Here is a 16,603-nt window from a genome sequence, read left to right as displayed (position 1 = left end):
GATATGAGAACACCCAGATACCGCGGCCCTGGTAATACATGCGCTTGATCGTGTCAACATGGGTGCCGTCCGGCTTGAGGTAGGGCATGAAACCGCCGTATTTTTCATCGACCCGTATCGTGCCGTCCCATCCGGGAAGGTATCCCTCGCGCAGGTCTTTGAGATGAAATTCGCGCATATCCTTGAGCGACATTCCACCGAGCTCGGTCACGACTGTCGAGCTCACTGTGGAAGCGCCGTAATTTTCACCGCTCTGCTTTTCCCCGACAGCCCAAACGGAGGGGACTGCCGATAAAGCAAGCGCCTGTGCTGCCAGATTCGTTAAAAATGAACGCCTTTTCAAAGCTTGCCTCCTGTGACATGAATGATATTCGATTTCGAAAAGACTGTCATATATTATCGCGCCGTATGGCCCAGGCTCTTGTCGAGATATGCCTTTCCGGCCGTCTTCATAAGCACATAGTAAAGAATGCCCGATAGAATCTGGGTACTTATCGGGGTAATGAGGATATACGTCGTTTTGAAAATAAACGAATATATCACCCCGATCGCCCATACCGAAACCGCCACGGGATTCCAGCCGTTTTTGTACCAGTACCGGCCGTTGACTTTCACGAGCTCGTTGATGTCGAGCTTGTTGGTTCCCCTGCCGCGAAGGAAAAAGTAGTCGGCAATGATGATACCGTTTGCCGGACCGAGCGTACCCGCAAGAACATTCACGAATGTCTTGATCCCCCCGATACTGTAGATTCCCATGACCGCAGTAACCGTCCCGATGGCTACAACGATTGCTGTCGATATCACCCGGGGAATGCCGTTGGGGACCCATTTGTTGCCTGTCGTCAGGGTGGAGAGCGCAATACCGCCCCAGTACGGGTTGAGACAGTTGGTCGACCATGCCGCGAGGACAACGATCAACAGACCGGTGAACCCAAGCCCGAGCCTGTCGACGATGCTCGCCGGATCGTATTCCCCGACCATGACTGCGCCCATCATGCCGATGACAAACATGATCGTTCCGACCGTCCATGTGGCGACCATAAAGCTCGAAAACGCCGTCTTCCGCGATCGCGCATATCGGGACGAGTCCGCCGCGGCGATGAGCATTGCAAGCACGCCGCCGGATAGAATGGTGATCGCCTCGAAGATACTCATGGTGGTCTCCCGGGGACGGTTCAGTTCGAGGAGAACATCGAAATGATTGAACATCTTGTAGACCATCCAGGGGATGAGCAGTATGAGCAGCGGGGAGACGAATTTCTGAAACCACATTACCACATTATAACCGTAGATTGACGCGAAGCCCATGAGAATTCCCCACATGACATACTGGGCTTCAATGGGAACGCTCCAGCCGCCGTACAGGTTTTTAATGATGATTTCGAGGGCCGAAGCCGTTATTCCGAGCTGAAGGCCGAACCACCCGATAGTGCCGATGATGAGCGGTACCGAAGGGATAACACGCCCCCGTATTCCGAAAGCGGACCGCATGATCATGGTGCCGGGAAGACCCTCGGCCGCTCCCATGACGGCGCCTATCGCGATGTATATCCAGAAAAGCTGGGAAATAATGAGGGCGATAACCGCCTGCCAGAATCCGGCGTTCGTTATAACTCCGCCCTGCCAGAGCCGGGCAACCGAAATGGAAAATCCCGCCCAGAGCATGAACATTGCCCAGAATCCAGTCGTTCGCTCCTCGTTCGGAACCCTGTCAACACTGCGTTTTTCAACAAATTGAGCCACAAGAATCTCCTGTTGTCATTCTCTCTACCGAACTTTTTGATGTATACCGTATGGATACAAGAATTAATATTCGATAAGATAACATTTTGCATCGATATGACAAGAATTATTCATAAACGCCAACATGTATAGATTTAATGTTGGTATTATCACAATAATAGCAATATCCTATAACCTTATTCCTGCCTATACATGATCCCCCTCGGCTTCGCCTTTTCCCTCTTATAAAACAAAGGGGGAGCCGCACCATCTCCCTCCCTTAAAAAGGGGGGATGCCGAAAGGTGGGGGGATCTTTTTGAGACTAAAATACAAATTCAAAAGTATGAATTAATCGATATAACAAGGTAATAATTACACCCATGCTGCGGCTCACTCTGTTTTTTACTCCACGACAATGATATCATGGATTTCGAGCCGTGGCAGGGTAAGTTTTATACGGCCGTTCCCGTACTCGTACGGAATCGGTTTTCCGCCCGGTACCAGGGTCACGCTTTTGGGTTTCCTGTCATACCTGATTGACACCGCGAGCGGACCGGCAGGAGGGATTTCGTCAATGACGGAAATTTTTTCGTTTTCGTGGTCGCCGCCCGTATTGACAAGGTTCACTGCGAGTTTCCCGTTTATACGGTTGACCACGACATCCACCGAATGCGAGCCTTTCACCTCGACAATCGGATCGGGGAAGAGCTCACGGGCAAGATCGTTGAGGAAAGTGCGGGCAAGCGCCGTCCGGGCGTTCAGATACCGTTCGCCCAGGTCGAGGTACGTCGCGGCGATTTTACCCTTGCCGTACGCGGCGATGGATGCTGCAGGATCGGACGGTCCGGCCATGTCATTACGTGCATCGTAGTAGATTGAACCGAATTGCCTGACGCCCTGCCCTAATTCGGCTTTCTGGGATATGGTCTCAAGCCCTGCGAGCCAGCCGTTGTATTCAAGCCCGTTCACCTTTTTTTCGGGGCTCCCGATGAGTCTGATGCCGAGCTCTTTTTCGAAAAGCGCCGCCGCCTTCGGGCCTGTCACGAGGAGATTACCGCCGTTTTTCACGTATGCGAGGAGCTTGTCCCTGAACGGAGGATCGAGATACTCCCATTCCGGCACGACAATAAGCGGGTATTCCTGCATACGGCCATCGAGGTGGTGCTCCATGACGATCTCCACTGAATTCTGGGAATCGAGGAGGCTCTGGAGAATGCCGCTCATGGGTGACAGCTCGCCGCTCCATGCGGAGAAAAGCTTGGAGTTGATGCGGTAAAAGGCGCTGCCCGAATAGAGGAGGCCGATCTGGGGAACCGGCTGCGCCTTGTGACAGACAGCCTGGCGTTCGCGGCAGAATTTCGCGACCTCGCCCATGATGTTCCGGTCCCACTCCCACTGCCGCACGGAGCCGTCACGGTTCTGGGGGAAATAGGCCTGGAAACCTCCGCCGAGCGAGATAACGATTGCCGCCTCGCGCTCGAGCTGGGGAATGGATTTTGTGCTGTAATGACTGGGAGTCCATGTAAAACTCCATGCCATGAGGTCCCAGGGCTTGCCCTGGTGCACCATGCTCCGGCCCTCAAGACGGCCCGAGTTAACGCTGTTCCGCGCGGAAAAATCTCCGGAGATGAAGTCGACATCGATAGTCACCGGTTCGGGCATCATGGAACTGTATGCCCAGTTGCTGGCAATCTGGAATTTCGGGTTGTACTTATGGAGCTCGGTGACATAGTGATCGAGGTAAGCCCTGAATCCGTCACGGCAGAACTGCGTAAATTCATAGTACCCGGGATCATCCTTTTGACGGGGAACGGTAGCGATGCCGGTTTTTTCACGGAACATCCTGAGAACATTGTCCCCGTAGTCACGCTCGATTGCCCAGCACTCGCCATCCACCCAGACACCGTCGATATCGTAAACGTCCGAGAGTTCCTTGAACTGTGGAATAAGAAGCCTGTCCACATAGGGACCGTACACCGATGTCAGACGCTCGTCGGTTTTCCCCTTTTCGTCGACACGGGCCCATTCGGGGTGAAGTTTCACCGCTTCGGCATCCCAAACGCCGGAATAATGGAGGTAAAGCGCCACGCCGTGCTTTGCGGTGACATCCCTCCATATCCGAAGCTGATCGCGGACGAAACCCGGCGCCGGGTTCCCGACCTTCGTCGGATAGCTCGATATGCCGGGATGTCCCTTGCAGTCGCACTGGATATAATCGGGATGAAGCTGTTCGATGATGCGCTCGATCATTTCGGGGGTGACATTTTTTCCGATCTCCGTGCAATCATACCCGGCATGAAAATCGAAGTGTACGCCGAGAAAACTCTCCGACCGTCTGAGACGTTCGGGCGTCTGTGCATCAGCCCGGAACAACGCGGAGCATGCGAAGAGTACAGCGAAAAACGCTGCGGTCAATGACCGTTTTGTCATAAAGCCTCCCTCTTTTTTATGGTATTCTATATTAAGTTCACTACAATGAATATCCGTTCTCTGAACGAAACAAGTTTTTTTTGTAAAAAACCCGCCTGAGGCCGTAACCGTGTTCGACGAGAATGTCGAAAGAGCCATATATGTGTTTTGATTAAAACACCTTGAAAATACAAAGTTTATTTGCAATATTACGGAAACACTCGACAAAAGTGTCGAAAGCGTATATACTACAATAGAACATGACGGAAGTGGTAATAATGCATAACATACTGTATTTCAAGAGAATAGCTGGTTGCCTTCGCCGGATGTCCCGGTTGGCATGAGGGTTGCGTAATCAGGATGCAGGAAAACATGTCAAAGAGACTGCAATGGTGTATCGAGCATAACGGAGGAAGCATACCATGAGACAATTAATCGTTACCTATATTCTGGCATTCGGTGTTTTAACCATTCTTGTTCCCGACGCCGTATATGCGCAAGAGAACAAAACATCGAAAAAATGGGCAGGAACCATGTTCGTGGACGAGAACGGCGACGGTATCTGCGATACCTTTGAGAACAGCGGTCAGGGTAAAGGGCTCGGTCCCGGAAACAAAAAGGGCAGTGAAAAGGCGGGAAACGGTTTTGTCGATTCCGACAGCGATGGTATCTGCGATAATACGGCAGCCCGTCCGGGAAAGGGTTTCGGTCAGGTACGAATGAACAATAATCCCGGGAACTTCGGAGGCGGTGATTACGAATGCACCGACAAGGGAAACATCACCTTGAATTCGACACGTCAATGGAACAATTCCATTTTCAGGAGAGACAGGGGAAAAGGCTACTCCGGAGGAAAATCCAATGACAACGGCGGAAAGGGTTTCGGCGGTCATGGAATAATAATGTCCGGAACCGGTTCTATTCTGCCGAAATGAATCCAGAGCGAACTATGCGGCGGGAACGTAATGAACACACAATCGCGGGAACAGTGAAGCAATGATGAGTAACGATAAAAAAAGTATTTATCACGGGAAGGCGGAAGAGCGGCATTTACTCCGCCTGTTCCGGTATATACGGGGTGTGATGAAAACAGCCTGTGTCATCGTTTTCATGCTTGCACTGTCCGTTCCACGGCCCGCGTGGACAGCCGGGAAACCCCCCGCTTATGAAAAGCCGGAATTTCTCGATGCCGACGGGGACGGTAAAAACGACTTGTTCCGTGATGCCGACGGCGATGGCGTCAACGATATAAGCGGAAAACCTTACCACCATAATTTTTCGTTCACCGATGCCGACGGGGACGGTAAAAACGACCTTTTCCAGGATGCCGACGGCGACGGGATCAATGATCTTCTGACTGAGAAAGAACAGAACGCCATAAACCGTGGACCGATAGCCATCGATTTCGATGAGGACGGCATCAATGATGTTACCGGAAAACGGTACGGGCAGGAGATGAAAACCGGCAGGTTTATCGACGAAGATGGCGACGGAATCCGTGATGTTCCCGCGAGAGGAATTCAGACAAGGCAGATGGGGCATGAACGCGACATTAACATGGACAGGTTCAGCGACGAGGACGGCGACGGGATAAACGACGGTCGCGGTTTCGGCCGTGAAACGAGAAACGAGAACAAGAACAATCAGGGTAAAGGCAGACAAAACCAGAGGAACAAGTGAAGACAGTCGTAATACTTCTTGCCGGACTTGCTTTCGCCGGTACATCCGCGTCCGCTGAATATATGGCCGGCCTGGCAGTTGATTCTTCTTCCAACATGCTCCTGCGTATCAACGGTGTATCGGGAACCATTACATCCATGTACGGGAGCGCCGGGCTCAGATCGGGCCGGGCAAGTTGTTCATATGGATTTGACGGAGGTGTGCTGGAGCATTACGACGGCATACAATTCCATCATCACTCCGCCGTCGCGTCGTATACCGTTATATCGCGGAATACCCTGTTTTTCGATACGGGTGTAGAATATGATCTTGCGCGGTACGGAGATGTCACCGTACTGACAGGATACGAGCAGTATGGATTCTCGGCGCGGGTGAAGGCATACCTGACGCCTTCGCTGCTTCTGAGAAGCGAAAGCAGTGTCGGGGGCCGGTCATACCGGACATTCGGGAGTGAAAGCTACACCGATGCCGTAAGCTATGTCCGACTCGACCGGTTTTTTAACTCGGGGACAACGCTCCGCGGTCAGATTGACCTGGGGATACGTCATTATCCGGACGCGCCGGGCACACCCGACACATCGTTACTGGGATCGAGGCTCAGAGTTGCCCAGTCGCTTGGCGAGCGGTGGGGAATGTTTGTCGAAACACAGGCGCAGGCCATCAATTCAACACAGAAGGAAGTCAGAACCAATAACTCTTCGAACACGTATATCCCCGATTATAACCGTATCTTCCTCGACGACATATACAAGTATTCGATGTACGGATTCATGTTCAACACAAAATACCTGATAAATCGCTCGGGAAATATTCAGTTCGAGAGCAAGGCGATGAAAAAAACCTATGACAGCTCGATTTCCTCCTCGTACTGGTATCTTCCACCGGAAGGCTGGGACGAGTGGGAATGGAGTTTGAATTGCGTCATAGCGTACCGGCCCGGTTTTTTCCCGGCATTCGTTCATCCTCTCTGCGAGGTTTATCATGTCGAAGTCGATGCTTCCCTGGATAGTTTATCGTACGATTCCACCGGCATATCGATCCGTTTTGAATTGTACTGAACGGGAATATCATGAAAACTGCCCGGATTGAAACCATATACATCATCGGTGTCTGGATTCTGGTGGTGACCCTGTTCGGTACGGTCATGTACATGGGATACCGCCGCAATACCGAGGACCTCAACCAGATCATGATGAATGAGGCCAGATGGCTTGTCGATATTGTCAGTATTTCCGCCGAAGCCGGAATACATGCGCTCGACGAGGTCGAGGACCTTACTGCCCGGAGACTTTCAGACAATGCCCGGCTCATCGATCATTTAGCTTTGCGGGGAATTATTTCCCGCGATCTGCTGGAACGTATAGCCCGTGAAAACGATCTCCAGATGATCAATATTCTCGATGACCGCGGCCGTTCGGTTATGAGAAGCAGTCCCGAGGCACAGCAAGACATGGATATGGAGAAAAAACACCGTCCGGCGGTTCAATCCGTTCTTGCCGGCAAATCGGATGAAGAAGTCATCGGTTTCATGGAAGACAGCTATTACAGCGGGAAACGCTACGGTGTGGTCGTGAAAGGTCATGACAGCGGTGCGGTTGTCGTAAATACCGATTCGAAGAAAATGCTCGATTTCCGCAGATCGGTTGGGCTCGGCACCCTTTTCAGGGAAATCGGGCTGAATGAGGGCGTGCGCTATGTGGTTCTCCAGGACACCCTCGGCATCGTGGCAGCATCGGAAGGTGTGACTGAGATGACGCGGCTCCGGGACGATACCTTTCTGGTCAGGGCAGACAAAGGCGACTGGGGAGTCCGTACCATCCGTAACGGCAGCGAGGGAACACTCGAGGTTGTCCATCCCCTGATTGTTGACGATGTCAATCTCGGCATCATACGCCTCGGGCTCTCCACCGAGGCGATGGATGCCATAAGGCACCGGGCGCTTCGGCAGTTTCTCATACTCTTTTTTGCCTCGGTTTTTTCGGGGGCGTTCGTGTTCTTTTTCGCCATACTGAGGCAGAACTACCTGATCCTGAATGCCGAACACGACCGGATTCTCCGCGATGTCCGCATGATGGAGGAACAGACACGCCGCTCGGAACGTCTCGCCTCCATGGGCCGTCTCGCTGCCGGGGTCGCGCATGAAATCCGTAACCCGCTCAATTCGATCAGTATCATCGCCCAGCGTCTCAAATCCGAATTTACCACAACCCGTGATGAAAACGAGTTTGCCGGACTTCTCTCCACCGTGAGCAGGGAAATTGCCCGGATAAGCACGATTGTCGATAATTTTCTCAGGTATGCCCGCCCCCCGGAGCTTGTTCTGACCCGGGTGCGTGTCGGTGAACTGATCAGCGAAATACTCGGCATTGTCGGCGAAAAAGCACGCAGCGAGGATATAACCGTTACCACTGATATCGAGCCGGATTTGGCAAGCAGCTGTGACGCCGACCAGATGAAGCAGGCGATTCTCAATGTCGTGCTCAATGCGCTCGATGCGACCCCCAAACAGGGTACTGTTTTCATCCGCGCCCGGAAGCATAAAGGAGGGATCGCCGTGGAGGTTCAGGATACGGGCAGCGGCATTCCTGATGAAAATCTGCCGAAGATTTTCGATCCCTATTTCACGACGAAGGCAAATGGCACCGGTCTGGGTCTGAGCGAAGTACACAGGATAGTCACCGCCCACGGCGGCAGGATTACGGCGGAAAACGGCGTAAAAGGCGGCGCTGTTTTCACTATCACATTACCACCTGACGGGGAGAAATCATGAAAGCGGCTGTACTTATTGTAGATGACGAGGCAATCCAGCGTGAACTGCTCGGAGGATACCTGAAAAAGAAGGGATACGATGTCCAGGCTGCATCATCCGGGCCCGAGGCTCTCGACCATATTACAACCCATACGTTCGATATCATGATAACCGACCAGAAGATGCCCGAAATGAGCGGGCTCGAACTTGCCGGAAGAGTGCGGAACGACCACCCGAACATCTCGGTTGTCATGCTGACCGCTTACGGCAGCATCGATGACGCCGTACAGGCCATGAAAAACGGCGTGGAAGACTACCTGACCAAACCGATAAACCTCGAGGAGCTCGATCTCATCCTCGAACGTATTCTCGACAGACGTCAGCTCGTCCGCGAAAACGAATGGCTGCGCGAGCAGGTTCGCAAGTCCCCCGATGTTCCCGGGATTGTGTACATCTCCGAGGCGATGGAAGGTGTGATGAGTCTGGTCGCCCGGGCGGCGGAAAGCCGTGCCACCGTGCTCGTGACCGGCGAGAGCGGAACGGGAAAGGAACTTGTCGCCCGCGCAATTCATGAGCTGAGCGACCGTAAACAGAAGCCCTTCGTTGCAGTGAACTGTTCGGCGGTGCCCGAGAACCTTATCGAAAGCGAGCTGTTTGGCCATGAAAAGGGCTCGTTTACCGGTGCGGACAGGCTTCGGGTCGGACGGTTCGAGCAGGCGGACGGCGGGACACTGTTTCTCGACGAGATCGGGGAGGTTCCCCTGACCGTCCAGGTCAAACTGCTGCGAGTCCTCCAGGAACGCGCCTTCGAGCGGGTTGGAGGAAACGAGAGCCTTCATGTCGATGTCCGCATAGTCGCCGCAACGAACCGTAACCTCGAAGAGGATGCCAGGAACGGAGACTTCCGTCAGGACCTCTACTACCGTCTCAATGTTGTCGGCATCGAGATTCCTCCGCTGCGGAACCGCAGATCGGATATACCCGTGCTCGTGGAGCATTTTATCGGGCATTATTCCCGCGAACACGGAAAGAAGATCGGCTCGATATCGCCGGAAGCCCTCGACCGTCTCGTCAAGTACCCGTTTCCCGGCAATGTGCGCGAGCTCGGCAACATCGTCGAGCAGGCAGTCGTCCTCTCACGCGGGGATGCGATCACGCTCCGTGACCTGCCGCTCCGCATTTCTTCCGGTGACGACAGCAAAACCCCGGAGGACAGTTCACTCGAAGAACAGGTTGCCGCCCTCGAACGCTCACGGCTCCGTAAAGCGATGGATGAAACCGCCGGAAACAAGAGCGCTGCCGCACGGCTCCTCGGGATTACCGAGCGCAAGATACGGTACATGCTGAAAAAGTACGGGGAAAAAGAGTAAGGGGCAAGGCAGAAGGCAAAAGGCACAAGGGACAAAGGGACAAGGCAGAAGGCACAAGGCATAAGGGACAAAGGGACAGAGAGACAGAGGGGAAATACATTGTCTGAACCGCTGATTGCTATGATTAACTGATTACCATGATAAAATGTGGAGTTTTCGGGATTTTTGTATGATCATCAGGTGCTCCTGTCGAAAAATTTCTGCGGAATCCTCCTTCGACAGAGTCCCGAACGGGACTTTTCGGTAATAGCCCGGTATTTCAATGCAGGGCGTAATGATATGAATTCACAACGTATTGTATGGTGACATTTTTTATCCGGACTTTTCATTGACCCCCCTCGGCTGCGCCGTATCCCTCTATAAAAGAAGGGGGGAATTTCCGATCAACCGTGCTGTTTCACTGTGGAAGAACTGCGGATATTTTATAACGTTAAAGATGCACAGCAGCCTCTTTCCAATACACACTATGCATAAAACAGGATATACTGATTTTTTTCTCCGTGTCCTCCATACTCGCCGTGCTGACATACCGTCGCAGCAGGTCTCCGTGGTGAAATTCTTATAACTTACATGCTTATTACATGGCATAACCGGATTGTTTTATAAATTCTTACAATAGTGAGCATCGGAGTTTTAAAACGCTTCCAGTGCATATTCCCCGTTGAAAAGCCCCGAATGAATGAGCGGTTTTCGGAAAAAGAAGCGCAACTGTTTGAACACATCGAAGATGTGTGAGTTTTGCGCTTCCCGAAAATCGCGAAGCGAATGAGGAAAAAGGCTTTTCACGGGGCGCACTTTGTCCCCGAATCATTAATCGGGGATGGTTACTTTCCTTTGGGCGAGCAAAGGAAAGTAACATGACGAGCTATTTTCCACTATTCGCCTTACATAATCCGATACCTTTTCAGGCAGAAAAACGTTTAAGATAATACCGATATTATTGATTATCCGATAATTTCCCTTGGTTAAATTAGGAAATTCATATATATATATCAGTCAGGAATTTGATAATAATCAGGAGAGTACTTTTTTATGAAAAGCAGCAGAACCATACAAAATGCCATGACTGCGGAGACAGGTCAATCGGCTCCGAAGGAAAATACCCGGAAAGTGTCTCACTGTCTCATGAATCAGTACGAAGATCTTGTACAGAATGCGAACATCATTGTTTTACGGATAGATAAAGATGGTTTCATCACGTTTTTCAATGCATTCGCGGGGGAAACATTCGGATTTTCCGGTGATGAAATAATCGGTAAAAGTGTCATTGATACCATCATTCCGAAAACGGGCAATTACGCTCGTTATTTTCGAAAAATGATCAGGCAGCTGCTGAGCCACCCCGATGAATATGTGACACAGGAGATTGAAAATACCTGCCTCAACGGTGAAAGAGTATGGGTCGAATGGCGGTATTATGCAATTTCGAATAACAGCGGGCAGGTTGTTGAAATTGCATGTTTCGGCAAGGATATATCCCGACGGAAACTGGCGGAACAAGCTCTCCTCGAAAACGAACGTACCGCTCAGGCGCTTCTGAACGTTACCTCGGAATCCGCGATAATGATCGATCTTACGGGGAAAATTCTTCTTATCAATGAAATCGCCGCTCAACGGCTCGGCAAGACTGCGAAGGAATTGACCGGCAAAAACCTTCAGGATTTAATGCCTCCGGAGATAAAGGATGCGCGGAAGAAGCAGGTTCTGGATGTAATCCGGACAAAAAAGGCGGTACGGTTTCAGGATATGCGGTCGGATTATTATTTTGATACCATGGTTTATCCGATTCTCGATGAACAGGGTAATGTATGCCGTGTCGCCGTTTTCGCCCGCGACATAACCGAGCAGAAAAGAAAAGAGGAAGTTTTACGTTTTCAGAAGACACTTCTGGAGAGCCAGACCGAAGCCTCGATTGACGGTATTCTTGTCGTTTCGGGCAACGGTAAACTGATTTCAGCGAATAAGCGGTTTACCGAGATGTGGAAAATACCCCGCAGAATTATCGATGATGGTTCCCGGGAGAAGGCCGAACAGCTTCTCTATAAAAAAATGGCTGATTCCGGTATGGTTACCGGGAGATTGGATCATTTGCGGAAACACTGTGAAGAAAGCGACCGGTTTGAAATAGAATTGAAGGACGGACGGGTGTTTGACAGCTATACGGCGCCTGTGATGAATCAGGAGGGTGATTGTTACGGCCGGGTATGGTTTTATCGGGATATCACCAGCCAGAAACTTCATGAAAAGGCTCTGGAGGATGAGACCGAACACCGAAAGGCGCATGAGCGGGAACTCGAGAAACTGACACGGAATCTCGAGGAAGCGAATAAAAAACTGCATGAGATTTCCATTCGTGACGGGCTTACAGGCATTCCGAACCGACGTTTTTTTGACGATGTGTATCAGACCGAGTGGCGGCGGGCTGCCCGTGACAAAGAGCCGGTTTCCCTTCTCATGATCGACATCGATTACTTTAAAAGATTCAATGATACGTACGGCCATCTCAGGGGTGACGAGTGTCTCAGGGAAGTTGCCAGAGCGATTGAACAGACCGTGAACCGCTCCGGCGATTTCGTAGCCCGTTACGGGGGAGAAGAATTCGTTGTTTTACTCCCCGGCACCAAGGAAAAAGGTGCACAGAAAGTTGCCGAGGCGATTCAGTCCCGCCTGAGGGACATGGCAATTGAACACCAAGAATCGGATATCGGGAAATTTGTTACGGTCAGCATAGGAATATCGGTTGTCTTTCCGGGTCGTGTAACCGATCCGGTTTCGCTGATAAAAGCTTCCGATGATGCGCTCTATGATGCGAAAAGTCACGGACGTAACCTGATTCGAACTAAACTCATGGATTGAGGGTCGGATTGTGGGAAACAGACATAAAACTGAGCCATCCGTAAGCATGGAAATGTTCCGGGATTTTATAGATTCGGCGACAGAAGGTTTTATATTGTTCGATTCGGAGATGAATACCCTGATGATTAACGGTGCCATGCTGGAAATGCTCCGAAAGAAAAAAAACGATGTTCTCGGGAAAAACCTGACGGAGTTATTTCCGGATATGAAGGATTCTGGAGGGTATGACCGGTGCATGGATGTTCTTGAAACAGGGAAGCCCTTCGAGCTCGATTATGCCGTTTCCAGAAAGATTTTCAGCACTCAGAATATATACCTGAAGGTGTTCAGAGCCGGTGATGGTCTGGGCATGACGGTCAACGATATTTCCGACCGTAAAGAAATCGAGGATGCCCTTGTCGAGAGCCGTCAGAAATACCAGACAGTTTTCCATAAGGCCAATGATTTCATGGTGCTTATCGATGAAGACGGGAAAGTATTGGATGTCAACGATCGTTCGAGGGACTTCCTGGGATATTCCAAATATGATTATATCGGGAAAACCCTTTTCGAGCTTCCGATTTTAAATGAAGAATCGAAAAAAGTTGCCGTCGATAATTTCTTGCAGCGCATGAAAGGGGAGGCAGTCCAGACGTATGAACTGGAGATGGTGAAACAGGATGGTGAAACGGTGATCGGAGAGGTCAACGGAGCCCTCATCGAGCTCGCGAATAACCGCAGGGGTGATCTCATCATCATCCGTGATGTGACCGGGCGGAAAAAGGCGGAAAAAGAGCGGCTGGATCTTATCAGCAAACTTCAGGAAAAAACGGAGGAGCTCAACACCATTCTGGAGAACGTGGGGGATGGAATAATCACCGTGAATAACGAGTACACGATAACCGCTTTTAATAACGCTTTCAGCGAACTGGTTGGTTTGCCGCGGGAGGAGATAATCGGCAAGCCCTGTTATGATATCATCCGGTGTGTCGACAACGACCGGAACGATCTCTGCAATCATTCATGCGGACTTGAACAGACCCTCCTGAAAGGACTCACATTCGTTGAGCGGAGCATCATTCAGCACCGTGATGATACAACCACTACCGTGGAGTCGGTCAATTCTCCTCTGAAAAGCGTGGATGGAAGTATTATCGGGGCTGTCAAGTCCATACGTGATATTACGAAGGAAGCGGAGATCGAGCACATGAAGGAGGAGTTTGTTTCGACTGTTTCCCATGAGCTCAGAACGCCGCTTACCGCAATTCAGGGATATATCGATCTGATTCTTGCCGGCGAGACCGGCGAAATCAATGATGTCCAACGGGAGTTTCTGGACATGGTATCCAGAAATTCAGAGCGTCTCACCCTCCTGATCAACGATCTCCTCGACATTGAAAAGCTCGAAGCGGTCAAACTGACCCTCCGTATGCAGAAAGTGTCCCTGAGCGATCTGGTGAGATATTCTGCCAATACGCTGCGCCACAATGCCCTTGAAAAGAAGCTGGATTATATCCTCGACATTAAGAACGGCATCGAAGGTTATTTTGATCAGGATAAAATCACGCAGATTATGCTGAACCTCATCTCCAACGCAATCAAGTTCACGCCCGAGGGATCGGTTACGATCAAACTGGATGAACGTAACAACAAGGCTGAAATCAGTATTCTGGATACCGGTATCGGAATCAGCCCCGCAGACCGGAAAAAGCTCTTCACAAAGTTCTTCAGGGCGGAAACACCTCTGGTAAAAAAGATTCCCGGTACGGGGCTCGGGCTTTCGATCGTCAAAAAACTCATCGAGGTACATAAAGGGAAAATCATCGTATCGAGTGATACCGGCAAGGGATCGGAATTCCTTGTCGTGCTACCGCTGGAAAAAAGAGGTACAGCGGGAAGAAGCGATAGGAAAACTGTCTGAATTTGTTTGTATAACACATTGTTTTACTGGAGCTTTGTATGCCAAAAACAATTGTTCTTGCCGAAGATGAGCCTCATATCGCCCGCCTCGTCATATTCAAGCTCGAACGTGAGGGTTATACGGTCATCTGGGCAAAGGATGGCGGTGAAGCGCTTGAAAGTATTGCCAGCAACAAGCCCGATCTCGTTCTTCTCGACATTATGATGCCCGTCATGGATGGTTACGAAGTATTGAAAAAGGTGAAAGAACAGGAAAATCTCAGGTCGATACCTGTCATCATGCTTACTGCGAAAGGACAGGAGAGAGATATTGTCAAGGGATTCAATCTCGGCTCGGAAGATTACATTGTGAAACCCTTCAGGCCGGCCGAGCTGGCAGCGCGCATAAAAAAAGTGCTTGATGAATGACGTCGGGAAGAATAGTGACAGACACCGCTGATACGGTGGTATATCCGGATTATTAACACGATTCTATACACGGATCGGGTGGATTGTCATACCGTTTTCTTCACTCCCGTACGTTCCATGGTGCCCCATGTCTTTTTTCCCCTCAGGTAGTCAATAATTCCTCTGAACCGCCACAGTGTATGGATCTGCCGGTATCCGAAATTTTCCATGACGCTGAAAAAAAACAGCCTGACGATATGGCTGTATTGCGGGTAACGCTTAAACGAGAGTTCTTCCAGTACAATAGAGCTGACGGAGAGTATTATGCCGAGAATAATGGCAACAATGAAAAAAAGAACCGCGAACTGGATATTGACTATCCCGAAGACACAGGAGATAGGGAAAACGATATACCCGAGTAATTCAACTATCGGACCGAGCATCTCGAAAAAGAAGAAAAACGGCATGGCAAGCATGCCCACAACTCCGTACCGTCGATTGAGAAGCATCTTTCTGTGGGTTATGAGTGTTTCGATAAGCCCGCGCTGCCAGCGGTTTCTCTGATGGCTCAGAATCCTGAGCGATTCGGGTACCTCGGTCCAGCACACCGGCTCGGGCACAAACGTTATTCTGTAAGGTATCTTATTTTCGCGCATGATCTTATGCATTCTCACCACGAGTTCCATATCCTCTCCGACCGTATCGTGACTGTAGCCGCCGCAGCGGATAATCACGTCTTTTCTGAAAAGCCCGAATGCCCCCGAGATCACGAGCAGACCATTGAGCACATCCCAGCCGACTCGCCCGAACAGGAACGACCGGAGGTATTCCACTGTCTGAAAGTTCGGGAGCCATTTGGGCGACATTTCGATCCGGACGACTTCCCCTGCACGCACCGTACATCCATTGACAACCCTGATTATTCCTCCGACAGCGATTGTTTTCGGATCATCGAGGAATGGTCGAACCATCTTAACCATGACCTCCGGCTCAAGAATCGAGTCGGAATCGATGGCGCCCACCAGCGGGAAACGCGCTATGTTGATTCCGGCGTTCAATGCGTCCGCCTTACGACCGTTGACCTTGTCAATCACCACAAGGTTCGCATAATCCTCGGAGGTGTATATCCCCCGGATATCTTTACAGGGGATGATAATCTCATAAGGCCGGAACGATCGTTTCAGCCTGTACTCCCCGATAAGGACATCGAGCGTCCTGTCGGTTGAGCCGTCGTTAATGACGATGATTTCATATTCCGGATACCGGAGCTGAAGGAGCGATTTTACACTGTCGGCAATTGTCGCTTCCTCGTTATGCGCGGGCGCCAGAACCGAAATGGGCTTGTAGAAGGAGGACTGAAACAGCTTTTTGTACTGCACGATCGAACTCGACACACCCATATAATGGCGTATCGAGAAAAAGGAAAGAATCGACAGGAGCATATATATGCTGTTGATCGATAAAAAATATAGCAGGACAAAGTAATTAAACAGGATGATTGCTGTAACGACAGTGTCTCTCATGGATTAA

The 16,603-nt window shown here is 50.7% G+C and carries 12 protein-coding genes; 8 read left to right on the top strand and 4 right to left on the bottom strand.

Features of this window, described 5'->3' with window-relative positions:
* The 3 genes from LLG96_18880 to LLG96_18870 form a co-directional block, all read right to left on the bottom strand.
* Positions 1–343: hypothetical protein (locus LLG96_18880; protein ID MCE5252271.1), on the bottom strand; the 343-nt coding region annotated here is incomplete at its 3' end.
* A gap of 53 nt (positions 344–396) precedes the next feature.
* Positions 397–1,743, bottom strand: a complete 1,347-nt coding sequence (locus LLG96_18875; GenBank protein ID MCE5252270.1) for a cytosine permease — start codon at positions 1,741–1,743, stop codon at positions 397–399.
* Between the two features lie 382 nt (positions 1,744–2,125).
* Entirely contained in the window at positions 2,126–4,153 is a 2,028-nt protein-coding gene (locus tag LLG96_18870; protein MCE5252269.1) for a hypothetical protein, read from the bottom strand.
* 401 nt (positions 4,154–4,554) lie between these two features.
* On the opposite strand from LLG96_18870, the gene LLG96_18865 reads away from it, so the two are divergent.
* The 8 genes from LLG96_18865 to LLG96_18830 all read left to right on the top strand — a co-directional run bounded on the left by LLG96_18865 (position 4,555) and on the right by LLG96_18830 (position 15,094).
* Complete coding sequence (locus LLG96_18865; GenBank protein MCE5252268.1) at positions 4,555–5,067, top strand: hypothetical protein; 513 nt, start codon at positions 4,555–4,557, stop codon at positions 5,065–5,067.
* Between the two features lie 148 nt (positions 5,068–5,215).
* On the top strand, positions 5,216–5,812 hold the full coding sequence (locus LLG96_18860; GenBank protein ID MCE5252267.1) for a hypothetical protein: 597 nt from the start codon (positions 5,216–5,218) through the stop codon (positions 5,810–5,812).
* Positions 5,809–6,870, top strand: a complete 1,062-nt coding sequence (locus tag LLG96_18855) for a hypothetical protein (protein MCE5252266.1) — start codon at positions 5,809–5,811, stop codon at positions 6,868–6,870. The genes LLG96_18860 and LLG96_18855 overlap by 4 nt, the downstream gene beginning before the upstream one ends.
* An 11-nt stretch (positions 6,871–6,881) precedes the next feature.
* Complete coding sequence (locus LLG96_18850; GenBank protein MCE5252265.1) at positions 6,882–8,582, top strand: hypothetical protein; 1,701 nt, start codon at positions 6,882–6,884, stop codon at positions 8,580–8,582.
* Positions 8,579–9,931 carry a sigma-54 dependent transcriptional regulator gene (locus tag LLG96_18845; protein ID MCE5252264.1) on the top strand — a complete coding sequence of 451 codons (1,353 nt, stop codon included), beginning with the start codon at positions 8,579–8,581 and terminating at the stop codon, positions 9,929–9,931. The genes LLG96_18850 and LLG96_18845 overlap by 4 nt, the downstream gene beginning before the upstream one ends.
* 1,032 nt (positions 9,932–10,963) lie before the next feature.
* The gene (locus LLG96_18840; GenBank protein ID MCE5252263.1) at positions 10,964–12,787 is read left to right on the top strand and encodes a diguanylate cyclase; all 1,824 of its coding nucleotides are present in this window, start codon (positions 10,964–10,966) and stop codon (positions 12,785–12,787) included.
* A gap of 46 nt (positions 12,788–12,833) precedes the next feature.
* Entirely contained in the window at positions 12,834–14,687 is a 1,854-nt protein-coding gene (locus tag LLG96_18835; protein ID MCE5252262.1) for a PAS domain-containing sensor histidine kinase, read from the top strand.
* 38 nt (positions 14,688–14,725) lie between these two features.
* A complete protein-coding gene (locus LLG96_18830) occupies positions 14,726–15,094 on the top strand; it encodes a response regulator (GenBank protein ID MCE5252261.1) in 369 nt (122 codons plus the stop codon).
* Positions 15,095–15,180: 86 nt separating this feature from the next.
* Here the strand turns inward: LLG96_18830 and LLG96_18825 are convergent, their stop codons facing one another.
* Positions 15,181–16,596, bottom strand: coding sequence for a glycosyltransferase (locus tag LLG96_18825; GenBank protein MCE5252260.1), 1,416 nt, complete (start codon positions 16,594–16,596; stop codon positions 15,181–15,183).
* Between the last annotated feature and the right edge of the window lie 7 nt (positions 16,597–16,603).

Source organism: bacterium, from assembly GCA_021372535.1.
Classification (GTDB): Bacteria; Latescibacterota; Latescibacteria; order Latescibacterales; family Latescibacteraceae; genus JAFGMP01.
This window is presented reverse-complemented; position numbering and strand designations above follow the sequence as displayed.